The following is a 16,434-nucleotide window of genomic DNA, read 5'->3' on the forward strand; positions in this document are numbered from 1 at the left end:
CGAACTCGATCGCTCAGGCGTTGGGTGCGGAGCGGACGCCGGTCGGCGCCGCAGCGAAGGCGCCGGGCGCCACGGGGGTCAGGGCGGCCAGGGAGGCGCGCTTGGGCGACAGCCCCTGCCCGGTAAGCCGATCCAGGCTGGAAGGCGCGACGACCGTGTCCAGCGCGGCGCGGCGAACGCGGTCGGCGGCGGCCGCCTCGGCCTGCAGCGGCGTGCAGATGGTCATGACGTAGCTGTCGTTGGAGCCGAAATAGGCCGGCGACTTACCGCGACCGGCGTATTTGTCATAGACCAGAGGCATGGTGTTGCGCACAGAGGCCATGGTCATGCCGCCCTGTTTGTCGATGGCCATCATCTCGCCCATGCACATCTTGCCCGGCTCGACGCACATGTTCAGGATCGCGTCCCACAGCATCCCGTCGACGCTGGCGAAGTGCATGGCCGGGACCTTCTCGCTGGGCTTTTCCAGCTCCAGATAGCGGTCTCGGTCCAGCGTTTGCGCGCCCTGACGCACGCCGGAAATCCAGCGGTCGAACCCGGCCTGGTCCAGGCCATGGAAGGCGAAGCGCATGTGCGAGAAGCCGTCGCCGGAATAGTTGGCCGAGAAGCCTTCGTATTCGCCCGCGCGGTTGATGACGGCGTGCAGCTTCGTCTCCATGCCCGGCATGGCGTAGATCTGGCCGGCCAGGGCGGGGATGTAGAAGCTGTTCATCACCGAGGACGAGGTGATGTGGAAGCGGATCGGGCGATCCACCGGCGCGGCCAATTCGTTGACCGTCGCGACGCCGTACTGCGGATAGATGAACATCCACTTCCAGTCCAAGGCTACGACATTGACCTGCAGCGGCTCGACGTTCTCGGGGACGGCCTGGCCCGGCTTGATCCGGTCGATGGGACGATAGGGGTCCAGCAGGTGGGTGCCCGCCCAGGTCAGGGCGCCCAGGCAGATGATGATCAGCAGCGGCGCGGCCCAGATCACCAACTCCAGCGATGTCGAGTGATCCCAGTCCGGCTGATACTCGGCATCCTTGTTCGACGCGCGATACTTCCAGGCGAAAAAGACGATCAGCGCCATCACCGGCAGAATGATGATCAGCATCAGCAGGGTGGAGACCATCAGCAGGTCGCCCTGCTGGGCCGCCACGTCGCCGGCGGGTTTCAGGACGACCAGGTCACAGGCCGACAGCAGGGCCACGACGGGCGCGAGCAAAAGTAGGCGCAGACGGCGCAAGGCGGATCCAATCGGAAAGCGTCGGGCAAGGGGGAGGCGCCGCGACGGTTGGCGTTCGAACTGCGCCCGATAGTCAGCTTCGATCTGGAACGACATTGGACAATCTGTCCTATCCTCTTGAGGCCGCTTTCATCGCAAAGGGCGCCCGTTCATAATGCGGCGATCCGCCGTACGCCTTTCCAAGCCTACTGTCTCACACGGAGCGACCAAGCCCATGTCCGCCTCGACGACCCCTTCGTCCGAGTCGCTGGAACGCGACGCCGCAGCCCTTCACACGGGCCACGGCAAGGTTGACGCCGGCGAGATCGCCATCGGCGTCATTATCGGCCGAACGTCGGAGTTTTTCGACTTCTTTGTTTACGCCATCGCCTCGGTGGTCGTTTTCCCGCAATTGATCTTCCCCTACGCTGGCGCCGTGGGCGGCACGCTGCTGTCGTTCGCCATCTTCGCCCTGGCCTTCCTGTTCCGTCCGCTGGGGACGGTGCTGTTCATCGCCATCGACCAGAAGTTCGGTCGCGGCGCAAAGCTGACGACCGCCCTTCTGCTGCTGGGCACCTCTACCGTTTCGGTGGCCTTCATCCCCAGTTACGATAGCATCGGCATATGGGCGCCGATCCTTCTGGCCTTGACCCGCATCGGCCAGGGCGTGGCGCTGGGCGGCACCTGGGATGGTCTGGCCTCGCTGCTGGCCTTGAATGCGCCGGAGAAGAAGCGCGGCTGGTACGCCATGATTCCGCAACTGGGCGCGCCCATCGGCCTGCTGGTCGCCTCGGCCCTGTTCGCCTTCTTCCTGAACACCCTGTCGGCGCCCGACTTCTTGGACTGGGGCTGGCGCTATCCGTTCTTCGTGGCCTTCGCCATCAATGTGGTGGCCCTGTTCGCCCGTCTTCGCATCGTTGTGACGCCCGCCTTCCAGAACCTGTTCGAGACGCGCGAACTGCAGCCGACGCCCGTCGGCCAAGCCATCCGCGCCGAAGGGCCCAAGATCGCCATCGGCGCCTTCGCCCCCCTGGCCAGCTTCGCCATGTTCCACATGGTCACCGTCTTCCCGCTGTCCTGGGTGTTCCTTTTCACCAATGAGACCCCCGTCCGCTTCCTGCTGATCGAGATGGTCGGCGCCGTGTTCGGCCTGATGGCCATCCTGGCGTCGGGGGTTCTGGCCGACCGTTACGGCCGCCGCACCCTGCTGGCCATCACCGCCGCCGGCATCGCCGCCTTCTCGGGCTTTGCGCCGCAACTGCTGGATGGCGGCGCCGTCGGTGAACTGGTCTTCATGATCTCGGGCTTCATCCTGCTGGGCCTGTCCTTCGGCCAGGCCTCGGGTCCGGTGGCGTCCAGCTTCAGCCTGACCAACCGTTACACCTCCTCGGCCTTGACGTCGGACCTGGCTTGGCTGTTCGGCGCCGGTTTCGCCCCGCTGGCGGCCCTGTGGATCTCCAGTCAGTTCGGCCTGATCGCGGCCGGCGCCTATCTGCTGTCTGGCGCGATCTGCACCCTTATCGCCCTGTGGCTGAACCGCGAGCTGGCGCGCAGCTCTTCGGACAAGACCCGCGCCAAGCCGGTCTGATCCCGGTTCAGACGCCACGCAAAAAAGAACAGGGCCCGCAACGACTGCGGGCCCTGTTTTCGTTTCGGGGTCGTCGCCTTGGTCAGGCTTCGGTCAGATCGCCGTCCGGCGTGACGACGAAGGTCTTCAGCCGCTTCAGCTCATAGGGTTTGGCCATGATGGTGGACACGGCCCATAGCTCGCCCGTCATCCGCTCGCGCGTGACGGTCAGCAGCACATAGCCCTTGGCCGTCTGGTCGCAGAACTTGACCTCCGGGTTGGCCGCCGACAGCGCTGCGCCCAGCGGCAGACCGCCGACATGATCGCCCGGCGAAGGGCTTGAGATCGAGGAGGTTCCGAACTCGATCGCGCGACGCGCGCCGGCCCTGTCGTGCAGTTCGTTGACCCAGAAGGCGTGACTGTCGCCCGCCAGCACGACCGGCGAGACGCCCGCCGCCGCAAACGTTTCGTACAGGCGCTCACGTCCGGCCGGATAGCCGTCCCAACTGTCCAGATTGAACGGCAGGCCCAGTTTGAACAGCTGGATCGCCGCCTCGACCTGGGGCCGCACATCGGCGGGCAGGGTCGCCACCATCTGCTGCACCTGTTCGGCCGGCATCATGCGCGAGATATCCGGCCCCTTGACCCGCGCCATGATCACCTGATTGCCGATGATCTGCCACGGACGACCGGCAGCCTTGGACCGGCTCAGCGTCTCGCCGACCCAGCGCCGCTGCGCCTCGCCCAGCAGGTCGCGATCCGGCGCCTGACGCAAGGCCTCGAACGCTGCGACATCCGGCGCACCCTCGGCGGTCTTGGGAATATCGGCGAAGGTCATCTGCTGGCCGCGCGCCAGCAGCCGTGTCTCGACCATCGTCAGACTGGCCAGATCGCCGAAGTCGAAGCTGCGGTTGATCGCCTCCTTCAGCGTGCCCGCCTTGGGCTCGCGGATCGGCATCCATTCGTAATAGGCGCGAAGCGCGGCGGCCTTGCGCGTGGCGAAGTCGCCTTCGGTCGCGGGTTGATGGTTTTCCGCGCCCGTCATCCAGGTGTCGTTGGCGACCTCGTGATCGTCCCAAACGCAGATGAAGGGCGCACGGGCGTGGGCGGCCTGCAGGTCGGGATCGGTCTTGTACTGGGCGTGACGGGTCCGGTAGTCGGCCAGGGTCACGATCTCATGCGGCGGCTGGGGCGCGCGGTCCAGCGCCGCCCCGGACGTCATGCCGTAATCATCGGCCGCCGCACCGTACTCATAGATGTAGTCGCCCAGGTGAACGACCGCGTCCAGCCGCTCCAGTTTCGACAAGGCGTCATAGGCGTTGAACAGCCCGCCCGGATACAGCTGGCACGACACCACGCCCAGCGTCAGATCGGCCGTCGCCCCTTCCCGCAGGGTCCGCACCCGGCCGACCGGCGAGACGACCTCGCCCGCGACGAAGCGGTAGAAGTAGTCCTGGCCCGGCGCCAGTCCGTGCCCGTCCAGGTCATGTTTGACGGTGAAATCCCGCTCGGCCGAGGCTTTCAGACCCGATGCCCGGCGAACGACATCGCGGAAATCCGCATCGCGCGCGACCTCCAGCACCACCGCCACCTCGCCGCTCGACGCATCAGCGGGGGTGACGCGCGTCCAGAAGACGGCGGAGCGGGTGTCGGGATCGCCGCTGGCCACCCCGTGCAGAAAGGCGACCCGGCCTGTGGCGGCGGCTTGGGCCAGGGCGGGCGTCGCGGCCCCCGCCCCCATCAGGCCCAGAAGACTGCGGCGATCCAGTTTCATCGTCACGCCCTCAGAGCTTCAGCTTGAACGTCAGGCCGTACGACGCCGGCCGTCCGGCGATGAAGGTCGGCATGCCCAGGCCGTCGCCGGTGTTGCCGGCGTCCTTGATGTATTTCTCGTCGAGGATGTTGTCGCCAAAGGCCTCCACGCCCCAGTTGGCGCCGTTCGGCGTGTAGCGAACGCGCAGGTTCAGCAGGCCGTAGGCGCCCTGATATTCGTCCTGGATCAGGTCGGCGACGATCGACCCACTGGCCACGGTCTGCAGGTCCGGGCGGTCGTTGTCGTCGTCGAAGAAGATCTTGGACTGCCACGTATAGGTCGGCTGAACCTCGATCTCGCCGCCGGCCGTGGGCAGGCGCCAGGTCGCGCCGATGGAAGCGGCATGGTCGGGCGACAGGCGGAACTGATTGCCGTCATATATGCCGTTCTCGAACCGCGAATGGTTGTAGGCATAGGTGGCGAACAGGTCGAACGTGGGCGACAGGGCGAAGTTGGCCTGGCCTTCAAAGCCGTAGGACTTGGCCTCGCCGGCGTTGGTGGTCACGAAGGTCGTGCCCTGCTGCACAGTCGTCTGGAAGTTCTCGTAGTTGTAGAGGAAGACCGCCCCGTCCAGCCGTAGCCGCCCGTCCATCAGGGCTGACTTGGCGCCGACCTCGTAGCTGTCGACCGTCTCGGCGTCGACCGGGGTGAAGCGCGCAGCCCCGCCGGGCGCGGACGGCGGACCGGCGCTGATCACCTCCGGCCGGCGACCCCGCGCATAGTTGGCGTAGACGTTAGTGGCGTCGGTCAGGGCGTATCGCGCCGTGACGCGCCAGGTCACGCCGTCGTCCTTGGAGTTGAAATAGCCGAAGTCGCCGTTGTTCGTCGTCGGTTGGGAGGTAAGGCCGAACAACGGGAACAGGTTGGCCGGCAGGGCCAGATAGGCCGGATTGGCCAACGCTCCCAAGAAGGCCGGAACCTGCGCCGCCGGAATGGCGCCCGCCTGAAGCGCTAGCATACCGCCCAGGGTCGAGCGGCTCTGCACCGAACTGGCGAAGCCGGTCGTCTTGTCGTCGCGGGTATAGCGCACGCCCGCCGACATCTCGAACCGGTCGGTGAAGGCGTAGGTCACGTCGGCGAAGACGTCATAGGACGTCAGTTCCGAGCTGTTGATCGGCGTCTCGATGTGTGCGGGCTTCAGATTGGCGGCGATAGGGCCTGCGAAGGCGCCGGCGCCCAGCGGCGTCAACAGACCACCCAGCGCGGCCTGGGCGATGCCCGGATAGAGGGACAGCGGCAGGGTGCGATCTCCGACCGTCGTGGCCGAGCCGTCCAGCAAACCGGCCAGCTGGACCAGCAGCAGCCGTTCATCGAACTGCGTCGGCGCGCGCTGATAGCCCTTTTCATGGAACCAACCCGCGCCGACGAAGCCGCTGAGCCGCCCGCCATTGTCGAAGCCCAGGCGCAAGTCCTGGCTCCACTGTTCGCCATGCGTGTCCTCGGCCGCCGTCAGGATCGGCAGGGAGACGCCGTCCGCGTCGAAGGTCTCGTAGTTGGTGAACTCGCGATAGGCGGTGGTCGAGTTCAGCGTCCAGTCGGCGTTGAGATTGAAGCGCGCCAGCCCCGTCACGCCCCAGACCTCGCGGTCCAGACCCAGCGCCTTGCCGCCGTCGAAGGCCGCGCCCGGCGTCAGGGCCGCCCCTTCCCACGGCGCCTTGCCGCCCAGGATCGCGCCGGTGTTCGGATCGGCCGGAGCATAGGCGATGGATTTGAACGAGGTGCCGGAGGCATTGTCCTTCTGATAGTTGCCGATCACGTCGAACCGCGTGGCGTCGGACGGCGCCCAGGCGCCCGATAGACGCAAGCCGCGGGTCTCGATGGCGTTATAGTCCTCGCCGCCCAACAGATTGTCGACCGAGCCGTCGCGGGTCTTCAGTCGCGTGGCCAGACGCAGGCCCGCGGTCTCGCCGACCGGCAGGTTCAGGGCGCCCTCCACCATGCGATAGCCTTCGTTGCCGGCCTCGATATTGGCGTAGGCGTCGGTCACGCCGGGCCGCGCGCGGTTCTGAACCAGGTTGACGGCCCCGATCAGAGCGCCACGTCCGTACAAGGTCGATTGCGGCCCCTTGGCCACCTCGACCCGCTCCAGATCGAACAGTTCGACGTAAGAGCCGCGCGACTTGGAGATCGATACGCCATCCTGGAAAACCGACACGCGCGGCTCGGCGGTGGCCGATCCCGAGTCGGAGGTGATGCCGCGCATCACGAACCCCGGATTGTTCGGCGACTGGTTCTGCACCAGGAAGCCCGGCACGAAGGCCGACAACTGATCGAACTCCTGAATGCCCAGGTTCTCCAGGAACTGACCGGAATAGGCGGTCAGGGCGAAGGGCACGTCGATGGTCTTCTGTTCGCGCAGCTGGGCGGTGACGATCACCTCGTCCACGGTGCTGACCGGTGCGGCCTCCTGCGCCCAGGCGGCGGTTCCGCCCATCATGGCGCCCGTCAGGGTCGCGGCGGCCAGCAGGCGCGCCTTCAGCGTGGTCTTGAACATTGGATTCCCCAGATTCGGCTAAGCTGGGGCCGTGCCTACGCGCCGGCCATGTCGGCCGAACGACGCCGCCGCGTCGTCTTCGCAACGTGGCGAAGACACATCGGCGACGATTGATCCGCCTACCGACGAGGCGACGCGACGTCCGTGGAGGGATGGAAGTCCGGGTCGAAGTGGCAGCCGCCATCATAACGCGGCGCCGCCGCCTGACACAGGACCGCGACGCTGGCCGGCGTCGGCTTCGCCCCATCGTCCAGCCAACGCATCATGGCTTGGAACAGGCCGACATATTCCGGGGTCGCCAGACGGCTGTGCTGATCCTCGTCGGTGAAGGTCTGAACCAGCAGGTCGGACCGACCTGCGGCGGCGACCGTATCGCGATAAAGCGCCTCGTTCGACACAAAGGCCGTCGGGTCGTTCTTGGCGTGGATTGTCAGGGTCGGCGCCGCGATCAGACCGCTGAGATCGGCGTCATAAGCCAGGCGCGCAACGCCCATCGGATCGGCCATGAATCGCGTCACCCCGGCGTTCAGCGCCGCGTCGTCATGCGAGCCCTGATAGACTGTCCGGCTGTTGTCGAACGGGTTCAGCCCGTCCAGCCGGCGTTGCACCATGTCGCGGAACAGGAAGGTGGCCCAGGCCAGGTGCGCGACCAACTGGTCCTCGCGGATGCCGGTCACGTCCAGGATGTCGGCCAGATTGCGTTTCTGCTCGGCGGTGCGCCGGGCTTCCGGCAGGCCGACGCCCGTGCAGGTCCGGACCCGCTCGGCCAGTTGCGCGCGGGTCATGTTGCTGTCCGCCGGCAGGCCCTGCCACAGAGGATATTGCATTTCGTCCGGGCGCGGATGGTTGCGGCAGTAGAACTGATAGACGGCCCTCAGATCGGCGCGGAACCGATAGGTGCGCGTGCCCCCGCCGATCACGCCGTTGGTAAGGACCACGCCGTCCCAGACCCCCCGCCCCTCGGCGTCGCGGGCATAGAGTTCAGCCGCCTTAGCCGCGACATTTCCGCCCCAGGACTGACCGTGGAGCAGGGTGCGGCGCGGCCGGCCGAAGGCGTCCCAGAAGATCTGGCGCAGATCGTCCGTGTCCTCGGCCGCCATCCGCACGCCATAGCCGCCGCGACGATAGGTCGATCCAGCCCAGGCGAAGCCTTCCTGAACGGTCATGGAGAACCGCTCCAGATCCTCCAGCGGATCGTTCGCTTCCGGGGCACCGGTGCGCGGCCCGCCGTGAGCGTGAACGATCAGGGCGCCGTTCCAGGTCTTGGGAACGGCGATCCAGTAAAAGCCCCCCTTGGCCGCCCTGCCCGTCCAACACCGCGTTTCGGCGGGCAGGAAGTCGGGACAGGTCGCCGTCGTCGGCACGGGATCGGCGGCGACGGACGCCGCCAGCGACGACGTGGCCGGCGCGACGACTGCGGCGACCAGGGCCGCCAGGGTCCGAACAGCAAGAACCTTCATCGCGCCGACCTTCCTCAGAACGTCTTGGAGACGTTGACGTACCAGTAGCGGCCCCACGGGCTGTGCACCGTGCCGCGATAGCCGTTGTCGGCCAGCGGCGGACCTTCATTGGTCAGGTCGCGTGCGCCCAGACGGACACGTGTCTCATCGGGGAAGGCGTAGTCGACATAGCCGTTGATCGTCTGGCGGCCGTCGACCTCCCACGGCGAGCCGGAGCGTCCCAGCAGGCTGGCCTGTTCAAACCCGCTGACATACTGACTGGATGCGCCCGCACGCCACGGGCCCTTGCGCCAGGTCAGGCTGGCGTTGACCCGCCATTCGGGCCTCCCGTTCTGCCCGATCAGCTGGCTGGGGTCCGGCAGGGTCGTACCGGCGTTGATCGTGCCGGCGGCGCGCGCGGCGAACAGCTCGTTGACGATGTCGCCGGGGTCGCGCGTGAATTTCTCGAGCTTGGAGGCGTTCACATTGACGATGAAAGTGCCGTAGCGCGTGCGGCGCAGCGACCAGTTCATCGCCAGGTCCAGACCGCTGACCGTTTGCGGTTGCAGGTTTATGAAGCGGTCGTTGATCGAGACCACATCGCCTGCGGGCGCCAGGCCGGTGCCATCGAACAGCTGGATATCCTCCAGCGACGGCGCACGGCGGTTCACCAGAGGATTGGTCTGGCCCTGCACACGGTACAGATAGTCCAGCGCGACGGCTGTCTGGGCGCCCAGGAGGCCGACGATCTTCTGCTGCTCGATCCGCCAGCGATCGATGGTGAAGGTGAACTCACCGAAGCGGCGCGGGATGAAATGCGGCTGCAGCACAAGCCCGTACGATGAGTTGGTGCTCTCTTCCGGCTCCAGATCCGGGTTGCCCGCGACCAGAAGCGAGACGCTGGACAACGGCCGCGAACAATCCGCGAAGTTGTTGATGCGTCCCGCGCGCAGATCGGCTTCGCAGCGCACATAGTCCACGCCGCTGGCCAGACGGCCATACTCGGTGGCGTTGGTCTGTTCCAGGTTCGGCGCGCGGAAGCCCTGCGAATAGGACCCGCGAACACGCACGCCGTCGATCACATCCCAGGCCGCGGCGATCTTGGGTTTGGCGACCGAGCCGAAGTCCGAATAGTGTTCATAGCGACCGGCCAGTTGCAGATCGACGCGCTGGACCAGCGGGATGTTCATCTCGGGCGAGATGACAGGCACCGCGAACTCGATATAGGTCGAAAAGACGTTGCGGCTGCCCTTCGTGTCCGGGTTGGGGCTGACGGCCGAGACATTCGATGCGTTCTTCTCGCCCGTCACCATATCGGTGAAGGTATAGGTTCCGTCCAGATTCGCGTCGCGGTCGTCGCTCTGGGTCTCGCGACGCGCTTCAAGCCCGAAGGCCATGCCCACCGGCCCGGCGGGCAGGTTGAACAGATCGCCGCGCGACAGCTTGAAGTCGGCCAGGCTCAGGGTGGTCTTGGACACACGGCGCATGTCGAAGACGATGGCGTCGATCGCCGCCTGCGAACTGGGCGAGCAATCTCCATAGCTAGTGGTGGTCACGCAACCGCCGCCGAACGGATTGTAGGCGTCCGGGGTGGACAGGGCCAACTGCTTCTGCAGCGCCGTCATATTGATGTTGGGCGAACTGTCGGTCGCCTTGGCTTCAGAATACAGCAACGCCGTCTCCCAGTCGAAGCCGCGCCACTCGCCGCGCAGCCCGCCCAACAGGCGCGCCTGATAGTTGTCGACCTTGACGATCTGGAATCCGGTGTCGACGAACCGATAGTTGGTCAGCAGGACGGGCAGGCCGCCCGTCGGCACGCCCGTCAGGCCGGGCAGACGATTGGGATTCAGCGCGCCATCGGCGAAGCGAACAGGACCGAACGGGTTGTAGTAGTTGCTGGCGGGAATCCAGATCTGGTTCAGATTCACCACCGGCGGCTGCACCGCGCGGCTGCTGGCGCTGTAGTACCCGATCTCGCCAAAGGCCTCGACGTCAGGCGTGATGTCGTAACGCCCCGTCAGGAAGACGTTCATCCGTTCGACGGATGGCCGCACCGTGGTGCCGACGCGGGTGTCGTAGCGCATATCGCGGTTGGTGGTGTTGAACGCATGGTTCCCGCTGGCGATGCAGATGTCGTTGCCGACGCTGACGCCGCAGCCGAAGCTGGTCGGCTGATAGCGGAAGGCGCCCTGCGCATTTGTCACCGCCGCCCCGTTCGAACGGATCGCAGATCGCGCCCCAACCGACAGGCGCGCCCACGGGGTGTTCGATGATCGACCATCGAGCGTCTGCACACCCGCGAAATCAGGATAGCCCGCGAACAGGTCGCGAATGTCGTCAGAGCGGGTGAAGTCCTGATCCGACGCCCACAGCGCAGAGCGCGAGGCATAGTTGGCGAAGATCGAGAGGTTGCCGCGATCGAAATTCTTGCCCGCGAACAGGTTGGTTTCGAAGTCGCGCATCTGCGTGCCCTCGGCGCCGCCGTAACGGGCGCTGATGGACAGCCCGTCGATGTTGTCGCGCAGCACGGTGTTGACCACGCCCGCCACGGCGTCCGCGCCATAGATGGCGGCGGCGCCGTCCAGCAGCACCTCCAGACGCTCCAGACCTGCAACCGGAATGGCGTTGGAGTTGTAGCTGAGGACCGGCACCGTGCCGGTGTCGGACGTGCCCTGGCTGGTGGGGTGCTGCACCACGCGGCGGCCGTTCAACAGGACCAGAGTGTTGCCCACGCCCAGCGAGCGCAGATTGACCGAGTTCACGTCGCCACGGGCCGAGTTGGAGGTCTGGGCGCCGCTGGAGCTGTCGAACTGAACATCCCCCATCTGCGGAATGGTGCGCAGCAGTTCGTCGCCTGTCGAGGCGCCGGTGGCCTCGATCTGCTCGCGGTCCGCGACCACCACCGGCAGGGCCGCCATGGTGCGGGCGCCGCGGATGTTGGTGCCGACGACGACGATGTCATCGACCTGAGCAGGCCCTTCGGCGGCGATCGGTTCGGCCTGCGCCCAGGCGCCGCCAGCGGCCATCAGCGTCACAGCCGAAGCCGTGGTCGCCAGCAGGGCGAATTTCGAGTGTCTGGTCATTCCTGTTTCCTCCTCCTGGGCCGTCGTTGATCGACGGTCCCGTCTCCTGTTGGTTGTCGTCCTCGCGCCTTTAGTCCTTGGCGAGGACCAGATCGTCTCCCGGCCCGGCCGCCGGATCGGGGCCGACGGCGATGGGTTGGGGTTGTCCATTCAGCGCCGCGGCCAGGGCGTCGCGATCCAGCGCGTTCTCCCAGCGGGCCACCACGATGGTGGCCACGGCGTTGCCGATGAAGTTGGTCAGGGCCCGGCACTCGCTCATGAAACGGTCGATGCCCAGGATCAGCGCCATGCCGGCGACCGGCACGTCCGGCACGACCGACAGGGTCGCCGCCAAGGTGATGAAGCCGGCGCCCGTGATACCCGCCGCACCCTTCGAGCTGAGCATGGCGACCAGCAGAAGCGTGATCTGCTGCCAGATGGTCAGGTCGATGTTCAGCGCCTGGGCGATAAACAGGGCCGCCATCGTCATATAGATGTTGGTGCCGTCCAGATTGAACGAATAGCCGGTGGGGACCACCAGGCCGACGACAGACTTGGCAGCGCCCGCGCGCTCCATCTTCGAGATCAGGCTGGGCAGGGCGGCCTCGGAGCTGGACGTGCCCAGAACCAGCAGCAGTTCTTCCTTCAGATACCGGATCAGCTTCAGGATCGAGAATCCGTTGGCGATGCCCACCAGCCCCAGCACGCCGACGACGAAGATGATGGCCGTGACGTAGAAGGTCACGATCAGCGCCGCCAGATTGGCGATGGAGGCGATGCCATAGGCCCCGATGGTGAAGGCGAACGCCCCGAACGCCCCGATGGGCGCCGCCTTCATGACGATGGCCACCAGTTTGAACACCGCCACGCTCAGCGTCTCGAACAGGTCGAGCACCGGCTGGGCGCGCTCGCCGATCAGCGCCAGGGAGACGCCGAACAGGATGGAGACGAACAACACCTGCAGGATGTTGCCGGTTGAAAAGGCGCTGACCAGGGTGTCGGGAATGACGCCCATCAGGAAGCCGACGATGGTGCTCTCATGGGCGGCGGCGGCGTATTGTTCGACCGCGCCCGCGTTCAGCGTCGCCGGATCGATGTTCAGCCCTTGGCCGGGACGCACGATGTTGGCGATGATCAGGCCCACGATCAGGGCCAGGGTCGAAAAGACCAGGAAATAGGCGAAGGCCTTGGCCGCCACGCGCCCGACGCTGCCGAGGTCGCGCATCCCGGCGATGCCGGTCACGATGGTCAGGAAAATCACCGGTGCGATGACCATCTTCACAAGCTTGATGAAGCCGTCGCCCAACGGTTTCAGCCTCTCGCCGAACTCGGGCCAGAAATGGCCGATCAGCGCACCCAATGCGATGGCGATCAGCACCTGGAAGTACAGATGCCGATAGAACGGCCGGCGCACGACCGGCGCGGTCTCTGATGGGACTGGGATCACGAATGGCTCCTGATGTGCGGCCAGGCCGCAGTCTCCTCGATGGGCGCGATCTTCGCCGCGCTCCGGTCCGCCAGACCATTCCCCATGCCGCCATCGATGCAAAGCTGCACGATGATGATGGGCCATTTTGTTGTTTTTATTGAGCTATAAGGCGAAGCCCACGACAGTGTCACCGGCTATCGTGCGATATTTCGCGCGGACGACTAGCATCACAGTGCGATTATCCGCACAGTCGCCATCATGACGTCCTCAGCCTCAGTTGGTGTGGAATGCCGCAAGCGCTCACGAAAGCCTCTTCGGCTGGCGCTGGCCGCATGGCTGGCGGCCGCCGTCTTCGCCGCGTTGGCGACAGGCGAAGCGGCGCGTCGTGGCGCGCAGGCGGAGTTGGCGCGTCAGGCGCAGTCGGCGGCGGCGCTTCATGCCGCCGTGCTCCGTAGCGAACTGGAGAAGCACCGCTCCCTGCCACTAGCCCTGTCCGGCGATCCGGACATAGCGAACCTGCTAAGATCGCGCGCGAACGCCGCCGATCCGGTCAATGCGAAGCTGGAGGGTCTGGCGCGTCAGACCCGTGCGGCGGCGATCTATGTCATCGACGCAGGCGGGCGCACGCGCGCGGCCAGCAACTGGCGCCTGGCGACCAGTTTCGTCGGCGCCGACTACGGCTTCCGGCCCTATTTCATCAATGCGATGAGAAGCGGCCAGGCCGAATTCTTCGCCCTGGGCACCGTGTCCGGCCGGCCGGGTCTTTATCTGGCCCGGCGCGTGGACGCCGCCGATGGCCGGCCGCTGGGCGTCGTTGTTGTGAAGGTGGAGTTCGACGCGCTGGAGGCCGAATGGCGTGCGTCGGGCGAACCGGCCTATGTCGTCGATCCAGCCGGCGTCGTCCTGATCACCAGCGTCCCGGACTGGCGGTTCAGAACGCTCGACCCTCTGGATGAGACGCGCCGTCGCCTGACCCTGACCGGCCAGACGCTTCGCGCCGAGGCGCTGCGTCCCCTGCCCTTCGATACGCCGCCGGACGACCAGCCGCGTCTGATGCGGACAGCGCCCATCGGCGGAGAGCAGCGCTGGATGCACGCCGCCGTCGGGACCGACACGCCGGGCTGGACCCTGCACCTGCTTTCGCCCAGTCGCGGCGCGGTCGAAGCCGCCGTAGCCAGCGCCCGCGCCCTGGCGGCCCTGATTGTGACCCTGCTGGCGGGGCTGATCGCGTTCCTGCTGCGCCGACGTCACCAGGCCCTGGTCCGGGCCCGCGCCGAGGAGGACGCCCGGCACGAGCTTGAGCGGCGCATCGACGAACGCACCCGCGAACTCAGCGACGCCAACGTCGCCCTCAGCGGCCAGATCGAGGAACGCCGACGCGCCGAGGCGGCTCGCGAACTGCTGCGCGACGAACTGGTGCAGGCCAGCAAACTGGCCGCCCTTGGCCAGATCGTGGCCAGCGTGGCCCATGAAATCAACCAGCCGGTCGCCGCCATCCAGACCCAGGCTGAAACCGCCGCCATCCTGCTGGATCGTCAGGACGCGGCCACGGCGCGCACCGCCCTGTCGCGCATCGGCGATTTGACCCAGCGGATCGGGTCGATCACCGAGAACCTGCGCACCTTCTCGCGCAAGACCGACCCCAAGATCGGCGTGGTGCGGTTGGAGGACGCCATCCACGGGGCCCTGCTGCTGACGCGCGGCCGCCTGGACGAGGGCGGCGTCGTTCTGGTTCGCGAAGGCGACGCCGACGTGGCCGTGCGCGCCGACCGCTTCCGCCTGGAGCAGGTCATCGTCAATCTGGTCAAGAACGCCGCCGAGGCGTTGGAGGGGCGTCCCGGCGCCCGGTTGACGCTGCGGGTGGAGCGATCGGAGGATCGCGTGCGCCTGATCGTGGCCGACAACGGGCCGGGCGTGCCCGCCGAGGTTCGCGCCCAATTGTTCACCCCCTTCATCACCACCCGCGCCAACGGCCTGGGCCTGGGTCTGGTCATCTGCCGCGATCTGGTCGCCGGGTTCGGCGGCGAACTGGATCTGGCCGACACCAGCGAAGGCGCCGCCTTCGTCGCCACCCTGAGGATCGCCTGATGCAGTTCGCCCGCCTGACCGCCGTCGCCCTGATCGAGGACGACGCCGATTTCCGCCAGGCCCTGGTCGGGCGGCTGACGCTGGAGGGTCTGGACGTCCATGCCTTCGCCAGCGCCGAAGCGGCGTTGAAGGCTGTCGATGCGGACTTTCCAGGCGTGGTCGTGACCGACCTGCGGATGCCCGGTCTTGACGGGCGGCAGCTGCTGGATCGGCTTCAGGCGCTGGACGCGGCCCTTCCGGTCATCATGATCACGGGCCATGGCGACGTCGCCGATGCGGTCGCGGCCATGCAGGCCGGCGCCTATGACTTCGTGGCCAAGCCCTTTCCCTTCGAACGGCTGCAGGACAGCCTGAACCGGGCGCTGGAGAAGCGGGGCCTGGTGTTGGAGAACCGCCGCCTCCTGGCCATGGCCTCCGACAGCGGTCAGGAGTTGCCGCTGGCCGGGGCCTCGCGCGCCATCACCGCCCTGCGCGCCACCATCGCCCAGATCGCCGACGCCCGCATGGACGTGCTGATCGAGGGCGAGACCGGCACGGGCAAGGAGGCCGTCGCCCGCGCCCTCCACAACGGCGGGCGGCGTCGGCTGGCGCCCTTCGTCGCCGTCAACTGCGGCGCCCTGCCCGACGGCCTGATCGAAAGCGAGCTGTTCGGCCATGAGCTGGGCGCCTTCGCCGGAGCCCTGCGTCGCCGTGTCGGCCATGTGGAACGCGCCCACAACGGCTCGCTGTTTCTGGACGAGGTCGAGAGCATGCCGCTGGCCGTCCAAGTTAAGATGTTGCGGGTGCTGGAGGAGCGCGAGGTCCATCCCATCGGCGCCAACGAGCCGCGCGCCCTGGATCTGCGCGTGCTGGCTTCGTCAAAGATCGACCTGGAGGCCGGCGCGCGCGCCGGGACCTTCCGCGAAGACCTCTATTACCGGCTGAACGTGGTGCGACTGCGCGTGCCGCCGCTGCGCGAACGGCGCGAGGATATTCCCCTGCTGTTCGCCCACTTCCTGCGCCGCGCCGCCGACCGTCATGGGATCGAGCCGCCCGCCGTCTCGGACAGCGTGCGTCGTCGCCTGGTCGAGGCCGACTGGCCCGGAAACATCCGCGAACTGGCCCATTTCGCCGAGCGGGTCGCCCTGTCGCTGGACGACGCCGCGCGCCCGGCCGACGACGGCCTCAGCCTGCCCGACCGCCTCAACCGGTTCGAAGCGGAACTGTTGCGCGACGCCCTACAGACCCACCAGGGCGACATCGCCGCCGTCCTGGCCGAGATGCGTGTTCCGCGGAAGACGCTTTACGACAAGCTGGCCCGCCACGGCCTGAAGCCGGCCGCCTTCCGCTAGC

At 66.9% G+C, this 16,434-nt stretch carries 9 protein-coding genes; 3 read left to right on the top strand and 6 right to left on the bottom strand.

Annotation, left to right across the window (positions count from 1 at the left end; translation table 11 throughout):
* Positions 1–13: 13 nt before the first annotated feature.
* On the bottom strand, positions 14–1,231 hold the full coding sequence (cyoA, locus tag KZX42_RS02850) for a ubiquinol oxidase subunit II (RefSeq protein ID WP_248116898.1): 1,218 nt from the start codon (positions 1,229–1,231) through the stop codon (positions 14–16).
* Between the two features lie 214 nt (positions 1,232–1,445).
* On the opposite strand from cyoA, the gene KZX42_RS02855 reads away from it, so the two are divergent.
* The gene (locus KZX42_RS02855) at positions 1,446–2,798 is read left to right on the top strand and encodes an MFS transporter (protein WP_248116900.1); all 1,353 of its coding nucleotides are present in this window, start codon (positions 1,446–1,448) and stop codon (positions 2,796–2,798) included.
* A gap of 82 nt (positions 2,799–2,880) precedes the next feature.
* Here KZX42_RS02855 and KZX42_RS02860 read toward each other — a convergent pair whose 3' ends face one another.
* The 5 genes from KZX42_RS02860 to KZX42_RS02880 all read right to left on the bottom strand — a co-directional run bounded on the left by KZX42_RS02860 (position 2,881) and on the right by KZX42_RS02880 (position 13,029).
* A complete protein-coding gene (locus KZX42_RS02860; RefSeq protein ID WP_248116902.1) occupies positions 2,881–4,551 on the bottom strand; it encodes an alkaline phosphatase D family protein in 1,671 nt (556 codons plus the stop codon).
* A gap of 10 nt (positions 4,552–4,561) precedes the next feature.
* The gene (locus KZX42_RS02865; RefSeq protein ID WP_248116904.1) at positions 4,562–7,084 is read right to left on the bottom strand and encodes a TonB-dependent receptor; all 2,523 of its coding nucleotides are present in this window, start codon (positions 7,082–7,084) and stop codon (positions 4,562–4,564) included.
* A gap of 119 nt (positions 7,085–7,203) precedes the next feature.
* The gene (locus KZX42_RS02870) at positions 7,204–8,544 is read right to left on the bottom strand and encodes a hypothetical protein (RefSeq protein WP_248116906.1); all 1,341 of its coding nucleotides are present in this window, start codon (positions 8,542–8,544) and stop codon (positions 7,204–7,206) included.
* Between the two features lie 14 nt (positions 8,545–8,558).
* Entirely contained in the window at positions 8,559–11,606 is a 3,048-nt protein-coding gene (locus KZX42_RS02875) for a TonB-dependent receptor (RefSeq protein WP_248116908.1), read from the bottom strand.
* Positions 11,607–11,676: 70 nt separating this feature from the next.
* Positions 11,677–13,029, bottom strand: a complete 1,353-nt coding sequence (locus KZX42_RS02880) for a dicarboxylate/amino acid:cation symporter (protein ID WP_292046167.1) — start codon at positions 13,027–13,029, stop codon at positions 11,677–11,679.
* A gap of 243 nt (positions 13,030–13,272) precedes the next feature.
* On the opposite strand from KZX42_RS02880, the gene KZX42_RS02885 reads away from it, so the two are divergent.
* Together KZX42_RS02885 and KZX42_RS02890 are read left to right on the top strand one after the other, a co-directional pair.
* Positions 13,273–15,102 carry a cache domain-containing protein gene (locus KZX42_RS02885; RefSeq protein WP_248116910.1) on the top strand — a complete coding sequence of 610 codons (1,830 nt, stop codon included), beginning with the start codon at positions 13,273–13,275 and terminating at the stop codon, positions 15,100–15,102.
* Positions 15,102–16,433 (top strand): sigma-54 dependent transcriptional regulator, encoded by a 1,332-nt coding sequence (locus KZX42_RS02890; RefSeq protein WP_248116912.1) that lies wholly within the window; start codon positions 15,102–15,104, stop codon positions 16,431–16,433. The genes KZX42_RS02885 and KZX42_RS02890 overlap by 1 nt, the downstream gene beginning before the upstream one ends.
* Position 16,434 lies beyond the last annotated feature (1 nt).

It is taken from the genome of Brevundimonas sp. EYE_349 (assembly GCF_023147505.1).
Lineage (GTDB): Bacteria > Pseudomonadota > Alphaproteobacteria > Caulobacterales > Caulobacteraceae > Brevundimonas.